At 68.1% G+C, this 14,466-nt stretch carries 15 protein-coding genes; 7 read left to right on the top strand and 8 right to left on the bottom strand.

Annotated features, from left to right (window positions below):
• Positions 1-35 precede the first annotated feature (35 nt).
• The 5 genes from AC1DTF_RS23220 to AC1DTF_RS23200 are packed head-to-tail and all read right to left on the bottom strand — an operon-like array spanning position 36 to position 5,486.
• Entirely contained in the window at positions 36-1,301 is a 1,266-nt protein-coding gene (locus AC1DTF_RS23220; RefSeq protein WP_057165116.1) for a cysteine desulfurase, read from the bottom strand.
• A gap of 30 nt (positions 1,302-1,331) precedes the next feature.
• Entirely contained in the window at positions 1,332-2,099 is a 768-nt protein-coding gene (gene sufC, locus AC1DTF_RS23215) for a Fe-S cluster assembly ATPase SufC (protein WP_477475777.1), read from the bottom strand.
• A complete protein-coding gene (sufD, locus tag AC1DTF_RS23210) occupies positions 2,096-3,301 on the bottom strand; it encodes a Fe-S cluster assembly protein SufD (protein WP_477475776.1) in 1,206 nt (401 codons plus the stop codon). Before sufD ends, sufC begins: the two co-directional genes overlap by 4 nt.
• A complete protein-coding gene (gene sufB, locus AC1DTF_RS23205) occupies positions 3,301-4,731 on the bottom strand; it encodes a Fe-S cluster assembly protein SufB (RefSeq protein ID WP_057165113.1) in 1,431 nt (476 codons plus the stop codon). The genes sufD and sufB overlap by 1 nt, the downstream gene beginning before the upstream one ends.
• A complete protein-coding gene (locus AC1DTF_RS23200; protein ID WP_477475775.1) occupies positions 4,728-5,486 on the bottom strand; it encodes a helix-turn-helix transcriptional regulator in 759 nt (252 codons plus the stop codon). The genes sufB and AC1DTF_RS23200 overlap by 4 nt, the downstream gene beginning before the upstream one ends.
• 113 nt (positions 5,487-5,599) lie before the next feature.
• Here AC1DTF_RS23200 and mptB point away from each other — a divergent pair, with 113 nt between their 5' ends.
• From mptB to AC1DTF_RS23180, 4 genes are read left to right on the top strand one after another with little or no spacing between them, the layout of a single operon-like run.
• Complete coding sequence (mptB, locus tag AC1DTF_RS23195; RefSeq protein ID WP_477475774.1) at positions 5,600-7,252, top strand: polyprenol phosphomannose-dependent alpha 1,6 mannosyltransferase MptB; 1,653 nt, start codon at positions 5,600-5,602, stop codon at positions 7,250-7,252.
• On the top strand, positions 7,249-8,181 hold the full coding sequence (locus AC1DTF_RS23190; protein WP_057165111.1) for an ABC transporter ATP-binding protein: 933 nt from the start codon (positions 7,249-7,251) through the stop codon (positions 8,179-8,181). Before mptB ends, AC1DTF_RS23190 begins: the two co-directional genes overlap by 4 nt.
• On the top strand, positions 8,175-8,951 hold the full coding sequence (locus AC1DTF_RS23185) for an ABC transporter permease (protein WP_200962044.1): 777 nt from the start codon (positions 8,175-8,177) through the stop codon (positions 8,949-8,951). Before AC1DTF_RS23190 ends, AC1DTF_RS23185 begins: the two co-directional genes overlap by 7 nt.
• Positions 8,948-9,628: a DUF429 domain-containing protein gene (locus tag AC1DTF_RS23180; protein WP_477475773.1), complete on the top strand. Its 681-nt coding sequence runs from the start codon at positions 8,948-8,950 to the stop codon at positions 9,626-9,628. The genes AC1DTF_RS23185 and AC1DTF_RS23180 overlap by 4 nt, the downstream gene beginning before the upstream one ends.
• Here AC1DTF_RS23180 and AC1DTF_RS23175 read toward each other — a convergent pair.
• Positions 9,567-10,244 (bottom strand): hypothetical protein, encoded by a 678-nt coding sequence (locus tag AC1DTF_RS23175; RefSeq protein ID WP_477475772.1) that lies wholly within the window; start codon positions 10,242-10,244, stop codon positions 9,567-9,569. The genes AC1DTF_RS23180 and AC1DTF_RS23175 overlap by 62 nt on opposite strands.
• A gap of 83 nt (positions 10,245-10,327) precedes the next feature.
• Between AC1DTF_RS23175 and AC1DTF_RS23170 the strand changes: the two genes are divergently transcribed.
• Genes AC1DTF_RS23170 through AC1DTF_RS23160 form a run of 3 tightly spaced genes read left to right on the top strand, consistent with a single transcriptional unit; the run spans position 10,328 to position 12,763 of the window.
• The gene (locus tag AC1DTF_RS23170) at positions 10,328-10,921 is read left to right on the top strand and encodes a TetR/AcrR family transcriptional regulator (protein ID WP_477475771.1); all 594 of its coding nucleotides are present in this window, start codon (positions 10,328-10,330) and stop codon (positions 10,919-10,921) included.
• A gap of 20 nt (positions 10,922-10,941) precedes the next feature.
• A complete protein-coding gene (locus tag AC1DTF_RS23165; protein WP_057165109.1) occupies positions 10,942-11,889 on the top strand; it encodes a COX15/CtaA family protein in 948 nt (315 codons plus the stop codon).
• Positions 11,890-11,929: 40 nt separating this feature from the next.
• A complete protein-coding gene (locus tag AC1DTF_RS23160; RefSeq protein WP_057165108.1) occupies positions 11,930-12,763 on the top strand; it encodes a DeoR/GlpR family DNA-binding transcription regulator in 834 nt (277 codons plus the stop codon).
• On the opposite strand, the gene AC1DTF_RS23155 is transcribed toward AC1DTF_RS23160, so the two are convergent.
• Together AC1DTF_RS23155 and AC1DTF_RS23150 are read right to left on the bottom strand one after the other, a co-directional pair.
• Positions 12,746-13,480, bottom strand: coding sequence for an inositol monophosphatase family protein (locus tag AC1DTF_RS23155; RefSeq protein ID WP_477475770.1), 735 nt, complete (start codon positions 13,478-13,480; stop codon positions 12,746-12,748). The two genes, AC1DTF_RS23160 and AC1DTF_RS23155, sit on opposite strands and share 18 nt — an antisense overlap.
• Positions 13,477-14,292 (bottom strand): BtpA/SgcQ family protein, encoded by an 816-nt coding sequence (locus tag AC1DTF_RS23150; protein ID WP_057165106.1) that lies wholly within the window; start codon positions 14,290-14,292, stop codon positions 13,477-13,479. The genes AC1DTF_RS23155 and AC1DTF_RS23150 overlap by 4 nt, the downstream gene beginning before the upstream one ends.
• Between the last annotated feature and the right edge of the window lie 174 nt (positions 14,293-14,466).

Genomic DNA, 14,466 nt, shown 5'->3' with positions numbered 1-14,466 from the left:
GTCCAGGATCACTTCCTGGTACATCTGTTCCATTCTCATCGGGCGAAGAACTCCACGGCTCTCTTCACCCCGGCCACCAACCGGTCCACCTCGTCGAGCGTGTTGTACACCGCGAAGGACGCACGTGCGGTGGCGCTGATGCCGAACCGGCGGTGCAGCGGGGCCGCGCAGTGATGGCCGACCCGCACCGCGACGCCCTCGTCATCGAGCACCTGGCCGACATCGTGGGCGTGCACACCGTCGAGCACGAAGCTCACCGGGGAGGCACGCCGCTCGGTGGTCTGCGGGCCGATGATCCGGACCTGCGGCACCTCGGCGAGCCCGGCCAGCGCGGCAGCCACCAGCGTCTGCTCGTGGGCCTGCACGGCGGGCATGCCGATCGCACTCAGATACCGTGCGGCGGCGGCCAGTCCGACCACCTGCGAGGTCATCGGAGTACCCGCTTCGAATCGCTGCGGTGCGGGCGCGAAGGTCGTCGCCTCCATGGTGACGGTCTCGATCATGGACCCACCCGTGATGAACGGCGGCAGCGCGTTCAGCAGCTCACGCCGGCCGTAGAGCGCGCCGATCCCCGTCGGGCCGAGCATCTTGTGCCCGGAGAACGCAGCGAAATCGACTCCGAGAGCGTGGAAGTCGATCGGCTGGTGCGGCACCGACTGGCAGGCGTCCAGCAGGGTGAGCGCGCCGACCGCCTTGGCCCGGGCCACCAGTTCGTCCACCGGCGCCAGTGCGCCGGTCACGTTTGAATGATGGGTGAACGCCACGATCTTGACCCGCTCGTCGAGCTCGAGTGAATCCAGGTCGATGCGCCCGTCCTCGGTGACGCCGTACCACTTGAGTGTGGCACCGGTGCGCCGCGCCAGTTCCTGCCACGGCACCAGGTTGGCGTGATGCTCCAGTTCGGTGGTGACGATGACGTCACCGGGACCGACCGCACCCTCGAAGCGGTTGTCCCCCAGCGCGTAGGCCACCAGGTTGATCGCCTCGGTGGCGTTCTTGGTGAACACCAGCTCGTCGACATCCGCGCCGACGAAGGCCGCGATGTCCGCACGGCCCTGCTCGTAGGCGTCGGTGGACTCCTCCATCAACTGGTGGGCACCGCGGTGCACCGCACCGTTGGAGGTGGTCAGGAACGCCCGCTCGGCATCCAGCACCGCCAGCGGCTTCTGCGATGTCGCACCGGAATCCAGATATGCCAACTGACACCCGCCGCGCATCACCCGGTTCAGGATGGGGAAATCGGCCCGGATACGGGCAATCCCCTCCAGATCCAGTGCGCGGTCGACGGATGTCGTTGTCATGGTCGGGCTCCTCCTACGCGGTGGATGTGGCTAGGTTGATGCAGCCTGGGTGAAACGCTCGTAGCCGTTCTCTTCGAGCTGATCGGCGAGCTCGGGCCCACCCGACTCGATGATCCGGCCGTCGAAGAACACGTGCACGAACTGCGGGCGGATGTAGCGCAGGATCCGGGTGTAGTGCGTGATCAGCAGCAGGCCACCGTTCTCGGCCTCGGCGTAGCGGTTCACGCCCTCGCTGACGATGCGCAGCGCGTCCACGTCGAGCCCGGAATCGGTCTCGTCGAGGATGGCAATCTTCGGCTTGAGCAGCGACAGCTGCAGGATCTCGTGGCGCTTCTTCTCACCACCGGAGAAGCCCTCGTTGACGCTGCGCTCGCTGAACGTCGGATCGATGTCGAGGTCGGTCATCGCACCCTTGACCTCCTTGACCCAGTGCCGCAGCTTCGGGGCCTCGCCGCGTACCGCGGTGGCCGCGGTCCGCAGGAAGTTCGACATGGACACACCGGGGACCTCGACCGGGTACTGCATGGCGAGGAACAGTCCGGCACGTGCCCGCTCGTCGACGCTCATCTCGAGCACATCGGCACCGTCGATGGTGATCGAGCCGGAAGCGACCTTGTACTTCGGGTGGCCGGCGATCGCATAGGACAGCGTGGACTTGCCGGACCCGTTGGGGCCCATCACCGCGTGGGTCTCCCCCGACTTCACGGTCAGGTTGACGCCCTTGAGGATGGGAATGTCGTCGCCACCTTCAGGATTGGCGACGGAGACGTGCAGGTCTTTGACTTCGAGCGTGGTCATTCTTGGGTCGCTTTCGATTCCGTGATGGCTAGTTCTCGTTCGATGGCTTCGGTCAGGCGCTCGCGCACGGCGGGCACGGCGATCTTGGCGATGATCTCGCCGAAGAAGCCGCGGACCACCAGGCGGCGGGCCGCCTCCTCGGGAATGCCCCGGGCACGCAGATAGAACAGCTGCTCGTCATCGAAACGGCCGGTGGCACTGGCGTGTCCGGCACCGGCGATCTCACCGGTCTCGATCTCCAGGTTGGGCACCGAGTCGGCGCGGGCGCCGTCGGTGAGCACCAGGTTGCGGTTCGCCTCGTAGGTGTCGGTGCCGGTGGCCTCGGCGCGGATCAGCACATCACCGATCCACACGGTGTGCGCATCCGGCTTGTCGGAGGCCGGATCACCTTGCAGCGCACCCTTGTAGAGCACATCGGACTTGCAGTTCGGTACCGCATGGTCGACGAGCAACCGGGACTCGAAGTGCTGGCCGTCGTCGGCGAAGTAGGTGCCGAGCAGCTGAGCCTCGCCGCCCTGGGCGGTGAATCGCACGGTGGCCGTGGTGCGCACCACATCGCCACCGAGGGTGACGTTGACATGGCCGAGCACCGAATCCTTGCCCAGGCGGGCATGGTGCGAGCTGACGTGCACCATGTCATCGGCCCAGTCGGCGATCCAGATGACGCCGAGTCCGGCCGAATCGCCGACGATGATCTCGACGTTGTCGGCGTAGGTGCCGCTGCCGCGCAGGTCGACCACCACGATCGCCCGGGACAACTCTTCCACCCGGATCTGCAGGTGCCCGTAGGCGACGTTGCCCTCGCCGGGGCCGGTGACGACGATCTCGATGGGCTCGCCGACCTCGGTGTCGCGGGCCACGGTGACCACGGTCGCATTGCCGAACGACGAGTACGCCTGGGCGGCAACGCGGTCGGAGGGGACACCGCCCTGGCCGAGTCGCGGATCGTCGCGCTGGACGGTCTCCACGGTCACGCCGGGGCGCTCGGTCACCTCGATCAGTGCGGAACCCGTGGCGGGCGCCGAACCGTCGTGCAGGCCACGCAGGCGCTTGAGCGGGGTGAACCGCCACAGCTCATCACGGCCGCCGGGCACCTCGAACGCGTCGACATCGAACGAGGCGAACTGCTCGCCCTTGTTGGTGTTGAGAGCCGAACCGGATTTGCGGCCGCATTCGACCGCGGATGTCAGATCCTGAACCACTATCCGACCGCACCTTCCATCTGGAGTTCGATCAGCCGGTTGAGTTCCAGCGCGTACTCCATCGGGAGTTCCTTGGCGATGGGCTCGACGAAGCCACGCACCACCATGGCCATCGCCTCGTCCTCGGTCATGCCGCGGCTCATCAGGTAGAACATCTGGTCCTCGCTGACCTTCGACACGGTGGCCTCATGGCCCATCGTGACGTCGTCCTCGCGGATGTCGACGTAGGGGTAGGTGTCGCTGCGGCTGATCGTATCGACCAGCAGCGCATCGCATTTCACGCTCGACTTCGAGCCGTGCGCACCCTTGTTGACCTGAACCAGGCCGCGGTAGGAGGCACGGCCACCGCCACGCGCCACAGACTTGGACACGATGTTGCTCGAGGTGTTCGGGGCCAGGTGCAGCATCTTGGCGCCGGTGTCCTGGTGCTGACCCTCGCCGGCGAACGCCACCGAGAGCACCTCACCCTTGGCGTACTCACCGGTCATCCACACCGCCGGGTACTTCATCGTCACCTTGGACCCGATGTTGCCGTCGACCCACTCCATGGTGGCGCCGGCCTCGGCACGGGCCCGCTTGGTGACCAGGTTGTAGACGTTGTTCGACCAGTTCTGAATGGTCGTGTACCGCACCCGGGCACCGGGCTTGACCACGATCTCGACGACCGCCGAGTGCAGCGAGTCGGACTTGTAGATCGGAGCCGTGCAGCCCTCGACGTAGTGCACGTAGGAGCCCTCGTCGGCGATGATCAGGGTGCGCTCGAACTGGCCCATGTTCTCGGTGTTGATCCGGAAGTAGGCCTGCAGCGGGATGTCGACGTGCACGCCCGGCGGCACGTAGATGAACGACCCGCCCGACCACACCGCGGTGTTCAGCGCGGAGAACTTGTTGTCCCCGGCCGGAATCACGGTGCCGAAGTACTTCTTGAACAGCTCAGGATGCTCGCGCAGACCGGAGTCGGTGTCCAGGAAGATGACGCCCTGCGCCTCCAGATCCTCACGGATCGAGTGGTAGACCACCTCGGACTCGTACTGGGCCGCGACACCGGAGACCAGGCGCTGCTTCTCCGCCTCCGGGATGCCGAGCTTGTCGTAGGTGTTCTTGATGTCGGCAGGCAGGTCGTCCCAGGTGGCGGCCTGCTTCTCGCTGGAGCGCACGAAGTATTTGATGTTGTCGAAGAAGATGCCGTCCAGGTCGGAACCCCAGTTGGGCATCGGCTTCTTGTCGAAGGTGCGCAGCGCCTTGAGCCGGACGTCGAGCATCCACTCGGGCTCGCTCTTCTTCGACGAGATGTCGCGCACGACAGCCTCGTTCAGGCCGCGCTGAGCACTGGCGCCGGCGACGTCGGAATCCGACCAGCCATAGCCGTACTTACCCAGGGACGCGATGGTCTCTTCCTGGGTCAGCGGGGTCTCCGGGGTGAGGGTCATGGCGACACTCCTTGTGTGGTGGTGGATTCGGCGCGGGCTGTGGGCCGAACAGGTAAGGACTTGTCAGGTCCCAGTGGAACGTGGGTGGTGCAGGCGAAATCGCCGTTGACGATGGTGGCCAGCCGCTGCACGTGCGTGCCCAGGATCGCGGCGAACGCCTCTTGTTCAGCGTCACACAGCTCGGGAAATTCCTCGGCGACATGTGATACCGGGCAGTGATGCTGGCAGATCTGCACACCGGACAATGGACCGGCCACCGGTGTGGTGGTGGTCGCGTAGCCGGCGTCGGTCAGTGCGGTGGCCATCTGATCTGCGGTCTGTTCGACCGCGTCCGGATCGCTCACCTCGGGGATCCCCGCCAGGATGGTGTCGATGCGACGACGGGCGAAGGTGCGCACCGCGTCGTCGCCGCCGATCTCACGCAACTGCCGCATCGCCGCCGCCGCCAGGTCGTCATAGGCATGCGAGAGCTTCGCGCGGCCGGCCGCGGTCAGGCGGTACCGCTTGGCGGGCCTGCCCCGGCCGTTGTGCTGCCAGGCCGCGGCGGCGCTGGCCTGCGCGTCACCGGCTTCGATCAACGCGTCGAGGTGGCGGCGGATACCGGCCGCCGAGATGCCGAGGCGCTGGCCGATGTCACCTGCGGTGACCGGGCCTTCCAGCAGCAACTGGACGATCGCGCTGCGGGTGTGACCGTCCGGGGACACCAAGGTGGGCGCGGTTGCCGCCGCGCCCGGTGCCTCCGGATTTATTTTCACAACACCATTGTGACGGAATTCGTCCTGGGGTTCCAGCAAGGTAACCCTAACCGCGACGGAACGCCCCAGCCGACCCCGACGGGCCGTCGAAACCCGGCCGCTACGCTGCTCGCATGACCGCCCTTGGGTCCTTCAGCTCGGCGGTCGCCCGTTGGCACGCCGACGAACGATCGGTGGGCTCACCCCTCAACGGCGGCGAGATCGTCTCCCTGCGCCGTACCAGGGTATTCGGTGCGACCGGAACCGTCCTCATGGCGATCGGCGCGCTGGGTGCCGGCGCCCGGCCCGTCGTCCAGGACCCCACCTTCGGCGTCCGTCTGCTCAACCTGCCCTCGCGCATCCAGACCGTGTCGCTGACCATGACCACCACCGGCGCGGTGATGATGGCGCTGGCCTGGCTGATGCTGGGCCGGTTCGCCCTCGGACCGCACCGGATGTCGCRCAGCCAACTCGATCGCACGCTGCTGCTGTGGCTGCTGCCGCTGCTGATCGCCCCGCCGATGTACAGCAAGGACGTCTACTCCTACCTGGCGCAGAGCCAGATCGCCCGGCTCGGGCTCGACCCGTATCTGGTCGGTCCGGCCCCGGGGCTCGGCCTGGATCACGTGTTCACCCTGTCGGTGCCCAGCCTGTGGCGCGAGACCCCGGCCCCCTACGGTCCGTTGTTCCTGTGGATCGGCGAGGGCATCTCGGTGCTCACCGGCGACAACATCGTCGCCGCCGTGCTGTGCCACCGCCTGGTGGTACTCGTCGGGGTCGGACTCATCGTCTGGGCCACGCCGCGACTGGCGCAGCGATGCGGTGTGCACGAGGTGAGCGCGCTGTGGCTGGGCCCGTGTAACCCGCTTTTGTTCATGCATCTGGTGGCCGGTATCCACAACGAGGCACTGATGCTCGGACTGATGCTGGCGGGCACCGAGTTCGCACTGCGCGGTATCGACGGTGTCCGCAACGGACACTGGCGGATGCCACCTCGAGCGGCCGCGATGCTGGTCGCCGGCACCGTGCTGGTCACGATGTCCTCACAGGTCAAGCTGCCCTCCCTGCTGGCCATGGGGTTCATCGTGATGGCGCTGGCGTGGCGCTGGGGCGGGACCCTCAGAGCGTTGTTGGCCGCCGGCTTCTCGCTGGGCGCGCTGTCGCTGGCGGTGATGGCGGTGATCGGCTGGGCCAGTGGTCTCGGCTTCGGCTGGTTGTTCACCCTGGGCACCGCGAACGTGGTGCGGTCCTGGATGTCGCCACCCACCCTGATCGCGCTGGGCACCGGGCAGGTCGGCATCCTGCTCGGCCTCGGCGACCACACCACCTCGGTGCTAGGCCTCACCCGTGGCATCGGTGTGATCATCATCGCAATCCTGGTGACCTGGCTGCTGCTGGCGGTGTTCCGCGGCCGCCTGCACCCCGTCGGCGGCCTCGGTGTCGCACTCGGTGCGACGGTGCTGCTGTTTCCGGTGGTCCAGCCCTGGTATCTGCTGTGGGCCATCATCCCGTTGGCGACCTGGGCCACCCGGCCCGGATTCCGCGGCTCCGCCATCGCGATGACGCTGGTGGTGGGCATATTCGGGCCGACCGCCAACGGCGACCGGTTCGCCCTGTTCCAGATCGTCGACGCCACCCTGGCCAGCGCGGTGATCGTGCTGCTGCTGATCGCGATCACCTACCGCCGGCTGCCGTGGCGCGGGCTGCCCGATCCGGGCCCCGATGACCGCCGACCCGGACCGGAGCCACCGGCTCCCAGACCCGACGCTTACGCTGAATCTCCGTGACCACCGGTTCTGAGCCCGTCGTGCAGCTGCGCGGCGTCAGCAAGCGCTACGGAGCGACGATCGCGGTGAACAACCTCGACCTCGAGGTGCACCGCGCCGAGGTATTCGCGTTACTGGGGCCCAACGGCGCGGGCAAGACCACCACCATCGAGATGTGTGAGGGATTCCTGCGCCCCGACTCGGGCAGCATCGAGATCCTCGGCCTCGACCCGACCACCGAGAACGCCAAACTGCGTGAACGCATCGGCGTGATGCTGCAGGGTGGCGGCGGCTACCCCGCGGCCCGGGCCGGCGAGATGCTCAACCTGGTGGCCGCCTACGCCGCCGATCCGCTCGATCCGCAGTGGCTGCTGGACACCCTCGGGCTCGCCGATGCCGCCCGCACCACCTACCGCCGGCTCTCCGGCGGCCAGCAGCAGCGCCTGGCGCTGGCCTGCGCGGTCGTCGGCCGCCCGGAGCTGGTGTTCCTGGACGAGCCGACGGCCGGCATGGACGCGCACGCCCGGATCGTGGTGTGGGAGCTGATCGATGCACTGCGCCGCGACGGCGTGACCGTCGTGCTGACCACCCACCAACTCACCGAGGCCGAAGAGCTGGCCGACCGGCTGGTCATCATCGACCACGGCGCGACGGTGGCCGCGGGCACACCTGCCGAGCTCATGCGCAACGGCGCAGAGAACCAGCTGCGTTTCACCGCACCTCCGAAACTCGATCTCTCGCTGCTGATCTCGGCGCTGCCGGAGAACTACCGGGCCACCGAGGCCACCGCCGGCGAATACCTGGTGGAGGGGCACATCGATCCGCAGGTGCTGGCCACGGTGACGGCGTGGTGCGCCCGGGTGAACGTGTTGGCCACCGACATGCGCGTCGAACAGCGCAGCCTGGAACAAGTCTTCCTCGATCTGACCGGCCGGGAGTTGAGATCGTGACCAATCGTTTCGCCGCGGGCACCTTCTCCCCCGACCCGCGCCCGGCCGGGGTGCGGCAGATGCTGATCGCGCAGTTCGGCCTGGAACTGCGCCTGTTGCTGCGCAACGGTGAGCAGCTGCTGCTCACCATGTTCATCCCGATCACCCTGCTGATCGGGCTCACCCTGCTGCCGCTCGGCGAGTTCGGCGACAACCGGGCCGCCACCTTCACTCCCGCGATCATGGCGCTCGCCGTCATCTCGACGGCCTTCACCGGACAGGCCATCGCGGTGGCCTTCGACCGCCGCTACGGCGCGCTGAAACGGCTCGGCGCCACCGCACTTCCGGTCTGGGGCATCATCGCCGGAAAGTCACTGGCCGTGGTCGCCGTGGTGTTCCTGCAGTCGATCCTGCTGGGCGCCATCGGTATTGCGCTGGGATGGCGCCCCGAGATCGGCGCCCTGGCCCTGGGCGCGGTGGTGATCGCGCTGGGCACCGCGACCTTCGCCGCGCTGGGACTGCTGCTCGGTGGGACGCTGCGCTCGGAGATCGTGCTGGCCCTCGCCAACCTGCTGTGGTTCGTCTTCGCCGCGCTGGGCGCCCTGACGCTCGACGGTGGTCCGGTGCCCGCGGCGCTGCGCTGGGTGGCGCGGCTGACACCGTCGGGCGCGCTGACCGAGTCGCTGACGCAGGCGATGACGCTCTCGGTGGACTGGTTCGGCATCGCGGTGCTGGCGGCCTGGGGTGTGCTCTCGGCGTTGGCGGCGCTGCGCTGGTTCCGCTTCACGTGAGGACGGTGCTCGGGGTCGACGGCTGGAAGAACGGCTGGGTCGGCATCGAGCTTCGGGGCGGCCGCTTTGCCGCCGCCCACGTGGACGAGACCCTGCGCGGCCTGACCGCCGCGGTACCCGGTGCGCTGGCCATCGGTGTCGATATCCCGCTGGGCCTGCTGGATTCCGAGGTGCGCGCCTCCGATCGGGCGGCCCAACGCCGTCTCGGTGCCCGGTCGTCGAGCCTGTTCGTGATGCCTCCCCGGCCGGTGTTCGACGCGCCCGACCATGCGACCGCCACCGCCGCGGCCAAAGCCTTGACCGGCGCCGGGATCAGCATCCAGACCTGGGGGCTGCGGCGAAAGTTCCTGGAGGCCGAGGCGCTTCACCGGGAGACCCGGCTGCCCTTGTACGAGGTGCATCCCGAGCTGTCCTTCCACGAGATGGGCCTGCTGGTCACCGACGGCAAGAAGAAGAGCTGGCGTGGCCAGCGGGCCCGGCTCCGAATCCTGGCCGGCCGCGGGATCGACATCCCGGAGGACCTGGGCGGCGCCGTCGCCGCGGTGCCCGCCGATGACGTGCTCGATGCGGCCGCCGCGGCGTGGAGCGCGCACCGCATCGTCACCGGGGCCGCGTTCAGCCTGCCGGATCCGCCGCAGCTCGACGCGCGCGGCCGCCCGCTGGCGATCTGGTGCTGAGCCCGGGCAGCAGGAACTCCAGCTGACCGACCTCCTCGATGTTGTGCCGCACCCAGGCACGCACCATGTGGTCGGGGAACCTGCGGTACAGGTAGGCATTGACCGGCCGGAAAACCGGTGTGCGGGCCCCGATGTCGAGGACGCTCACATAGTGCGTTCCGTCGCTGCCCGCCGACCACGTGTGCTCCAGGCTGAACACGATCACCCCGGCCACCCGTTGCACCAGCCGTATCCCGGTCTCATCGAGTTTCTCCACCCGGTCGACCACATCGACGCGGTATTCGGGGCGCCCGCCGAAGGCCTCCACGATCCGGAATCGGGCGCCCTCAGCTGCCCCCGTGCCACGTTCCCCGTCGCTTCGCTCACCCCGGCCGGCCGACGCCAACTCCCATCGGATGTGGTCGACAGGATGCCAGGCCAGGTAGCGGTCGATCATTTCGCCGCCGTACTCCATCGTCCCGCCGAGCCCGCAGAACCAGTCCAGCAGCATCGACGGCGTCACCCCGGGCAGCGGACGGTGGTCGATGGTCACCCGCCGGCGCCGGTGCGGTGCGGCGGTGTAGCCGACCGTGGCCGAGTCGACGGTGCGCAGCGGGTACAGCACGGGACGGCTCATCGAGACCTCCAAGATACGATTGCGTTTCTTATATCCTCCGGCTTGGACGTAAGATACGCAAGCGTTTCCTACGAGGAGGTTCCATGCGGCGTCGCGGCGACGAACTCGATACGGCGATCCACGGTGCCGTCATGGACCTGCTGACCGCGCACGGCCCCACCGCTGTGACCATGGAGGCGGTCGCCACCGCCGCGCGCACCAGCAAGCCGGTGCTCTACCGCCGCTGGGCGGACGGCCGGGAGTTGTTGCGCGACACCCTGTTACGCACGGCGAAAGCGGCCATCCCACACGAGGACACCGGCAGCTACCGTACCGACATGCTGGCCGTGCTGCGCGGGTGGGCGGCGCTGTTCGCCGGCCCGCAGGGCGCCACCATGCAGGCCGCGGTGGCGGCGATGGCCGGCGACGCGGCATTGGCCACCGCCTTTCGCACCGACGTCATCGGCTGGCGCAAGGAAGAGATGTCCGCGCTGCTGGCCCGCGGTATCGCGCGCGGCGACGTCCGCGCGGATGTGCCGGTACACATCGCCCGGGAACTCGGACAGAGCGTRTTGTGGCACCGCCTGCTGGTCACCGGCGACCCCATCACCGATGAACTGGTGGTCGAACTCGTCAACGAGGTACTGGTGCCGTTCGCCGCGCCCCGCCCGACCGGCCCTACTACAAGTTGTAGTTAGCGCTGCTCTACGATCGGGCCGTGGCTGTCGGACGACTTTTCCTGCGACTGGTCGACACGCTGCCGGTGCCCAGTCTGCGCACGCAGCGCATCGTCGCGGCGCTGGTGATCCTGACCCAGGGCGGCATCGCCGTCACCGGAGCCATCGTGCGCGTCACGGCCTCCGGACTCGGCTGCCCCACCTGGCCGCAGTGCTTTCCCGGTAGTTTCACCCCGGTCCCGCACGCCGAGGTCGCGGGCATTCACCAGGCCGTCGAGTTCGGCAACCGAATGCTGACCTTCCTGGTCGTCCTCACCGCGGCGGCCGCGGTCATCGTCGTCACCCGCGCCCGGCGCCGCCCCGAGGTGGTGCGCTACGCCTGGCTGATGCCGGCTTCGACGGTGGCCCAGGCGATCATCGGCGGGATCACGGTGCTCACCGGATTGCTCTGGTGGACCGTGGCCATCCACCTGTTGGTGTCCATGGCGATGGTGTGGCTCGCGGTACTGCTGTACGCCAAGATCGGCGAACCCGACGACGGCGAACCGGTGGCGGTGGTCCCGACGCCRTTACGGCAGCTGACCGCGCTGGGCGGCGTCGCACTGTCGGCCGTCCTGGTGACCGGCACCATGGTGACCGGCGCCGGCCCGCACGCGGGCGACAAGAGTCTCGAACGTCCGGTGCCGCGCCTGGAGGTCGAGATCACGACGCTGGTGCACATGCACTCGACGCTGCTGATCGCGTACCTCTCCCTGGTGGTGGCGCTCGGGTTCGCACTGTCGGCGGTCCGCGCGCCACGGCCCGTGATGACCCGCCTGGGGGTTCTGGTCGTGCTGGTCGTTGCCCAGGGCGCGCTCGGCGCGGTTCAGTTCTTCACCGGCGTCCCCGAGGCACTGGTGGCGATGCACGTCGCCGGTGCGGGCGCGGCCACCGCGGCCACCGCGGCGCTGTGGGCGTCGATGCGAAAGCGCAACACCAGCACGGTGTGATTGTTGTGATTAATTCACATCCTTGACCTAGGCTGTCGGCATGACGCCCGGTTTGAACGCGCATGCTCGACGAGCAGCGATCGCCGCCCGGATCCACACCGACCGTGAGGTCGACTTCGCCACGCTGGCCGATGAATTCGACGTGTCCGAGATGACCATCCGCCGCGATATCGAGCGACTCGAGGAGCAGGGCGTGGCCCGCCGGGTGCTCGGCGGCGCAATCGCGTTCGGCGGCAAGTCGACCGAGCCGTCCTTCGATGCGCGTGCCGCCGACTCCGCCGACGAGAAGCTGCACATCGCCCACGCGGTGGCCGACCTGCTGACCCCGCGCGAGACCGTCATCCTGGACAGCGGCAGCACGGTGCTGGCGGTCGCCAGGGCCGTCAAGGGCCGGGATCTGGGACTGACCGTGATCACCCCCAGCGTGTTGGTCGCCATCGAACTCGCCGACGAACCGGACACCACGATCCTGCTGACCGGCGGCAAGGTGCGCCCCGGCGAGCTGAGCCTGATCGGTGCCGAGGCCGAGGATTTCTACCTGCGCTACAACTGCGACACCTACGTGATGGGCATCGCCGGGGTTGACGGGAAGCGCGGCGCCTCGGAGTACCACCGGGAAGAGGGCAACGTGAAGCAGGCCGCCATGCGGGCGGCCGACCGGGTGATCGTGGCCGCCGATGCCTCCAAGCTGGGCCGGGTGCAGTTGATCAATGTGGCACCGGTATCGGCGATCTCGATTCTGGTCACCGATGGGCCACCGACCCATCCGGCGGTCGACGCACTGCGTTCGGCGGGCGTGTCGGTGGTGTGCGTCAACGCAGATCGGTCAGAGCGCGAACGTGCGCCGCGCGAGCAGTCACTGCCAGCGCGCTGAGACCCCGGCGCTCTCCGAGCGGGTCACCACCGCACCCGCCTCCTCGGCGATGAGTGCGCCCGCCGCCCAGTCGTGCACCGCGAGATCGTCCTCGTAGAAGGCGTCCAGGCTGCGCTGTGCCACCAGGCAGAGATCCAGCGCGGCCGCCCCGAACCGGCGCATATCGGTGTATCCGGCCATCACCGTGCCGAGTTCGCGCAGCTGCCTGCGCCGGTGGCCGGGATCGTAGGACAGCCCGGTACCCACCAATCGGACCGAGGACTCCATCAGCACCAGCGGCAGGCGCTCCTCCTCCCCCGAACCCGAATCGATATGGGCACCAAGGTCTTTGGCAGCGCTCCAGGTCACCCCGAGGGCCGGCGCGCACACCGCGCCGGCCAGCCAGCTGCCGTCCGACGTCGACCGGGCGGCCACCGAGGTGCCGAAGTGCGGGAGACGCCGGATGTAGTTCGTGGTGCCGTCGAGCGGGTCGACGACCCACTGCACCGGACCGGCGCCGGTGTGCTCGGGCAACTCCTCGCCGAGCACACCGTCATCGGGCCGGGCGCCCAGCAGCGCGTCCCGCACCGCCTCCTCGGCGGCACGGTCCACCGCTGTCACCACGTCGCCGGCGGCACTCTTGGTCGCGATGTGCACCGTTTCACCCCAGTGCCGCAGGCACACCTCGGCGCCGCGACGGGCCGCCTGGATCGCCAGCAGGCGCAACTCCTGGCTCACAGCGACTTTCGGAATTCCTTCACCGCGTCCATCAGTTCCGCGGCCCGGGAGGCCACCGCGCGGTTCTCGAACACCCCGTCCTTCTTGAAGTAGGTGCCCACGACCGCGCCGTCGGCGATGGACAGCTGTTCGGCCGCATTGTGTGCGCGCACACCGGTATTCACAAAAACCGGTACCGCGCCGGCGTTGTCCTTGACCACCCGCAGCGCCTGGGTGTCGGTGGACGCCCCCGCGGTCAGACCGGACACGCAGATGGCATCGGGCTTGGTCGCGAAGACCGTGGTGGCGGTGACCGAGGCCAGATCACGGTCGGCGAGGTAGACCGCCGACTCCGGGACGATGTTGAACAGCAGCTTCACCCCGGCGCCTCCGACCCGGTGGCGGTGCCGCGCCACCTCGCCCACGTTGGTGTCCCACAGGCCGAAATCGCTGGCGTAGACGCCGGTGAAGATCTCCCGCACCCACTGGGCGCCGGTGGCCACCGCCAGGTCGATCGAGGCGCGACCGTCCCACAGCACGTTCACGCCGTAGGGCACCGTGAAATCGGACAGCAGCTCACCGATCACCCGGGCCATGGTGATGGCGGTGATCGGTTCGGTCTTGGTCAGATACGGCAGGCTGAACTCGTTGGAGACCATGACACCGTCGACGCCGCCCTCCTGCAGGGCGGCCAGTTCTTCCTTCGCGCGATCGACGACCGCCTGAATACCCGCGGCCGAGTCGAAACCGGGATCACCCGGCAGCGCCGCCAGATGCAGCATGGCGATCACGGGCTTCTGCACGGCAAATACGTCATCGAGCCAACTGGTCATGGGGGCGCCTCTCCGCGTGGTCTGGGATTTCAGAGCTGTGCTGGGTTAACCGTATGTTACTAAATCACAGTAATCCAGGGATTTCTCGTGAGTTGTCGTGACTGTTGCACAAGTCTTGTGAGAATATAACAGAGTCAGTATTGTGGTCCCACCGCAATAAATGCAGGGCGGACA

Source organism: Mycobacterium sp. P4_H6 (genome assembly GCF_056400845.1).
This window is presented reverse-complemented; position numbering and strand designations above follow the sequence as displayed.

What these genes read in the sequence shown, in the direction of transcription:
- sufB (WP_057165113.1), bottom strand. Translation starts at nt 4,731, where the DNA reads ATGACCCTCACCCCGGAGACCCCGCTGACCCAGGAAGAGACCATCGCG.
- AC1DTF_RS23160 (WP_057165108.1), top strand. Translation starts at nt 11,930, where the DNA reads ATGACGCCCGGTTTGAACGCGCATGCTCGACGAGCAGCGATCGCCGCC.
- AC1DTF_RS23150 (WP_057165106.1), bottom strand. Translation starts at nt 14,292, where the DNA reads ATGACCAGTTGGCTCGATGACGTATTTGCCGTGCAGAAGCCCGTGATC.
- sufC (WP_477475777.1), bottom strand. Translation starts at nt 2,099, where the DNA reads ATGACCACGCTCGAAGTCAAAGACCTGCACGTCTCCGTCGCCAATCCT.
- AC1DTF_RS23220 (WP_057165116.1), bottom strand. Translation starts at nt 1,301, where the DNA reads ATGACAACGACATCCGTCGACCGCGCACTGGATCTGGAGGGGATTGCC.
- AC1DTF_RS23175 (WP_477475772.1), bottom strand. Translation starts at nt 10,244, where the DNA reads ATGAGCCGTCCCGTGCTGTACCCGCTGCGCACCGTCGACTCGGCCACG.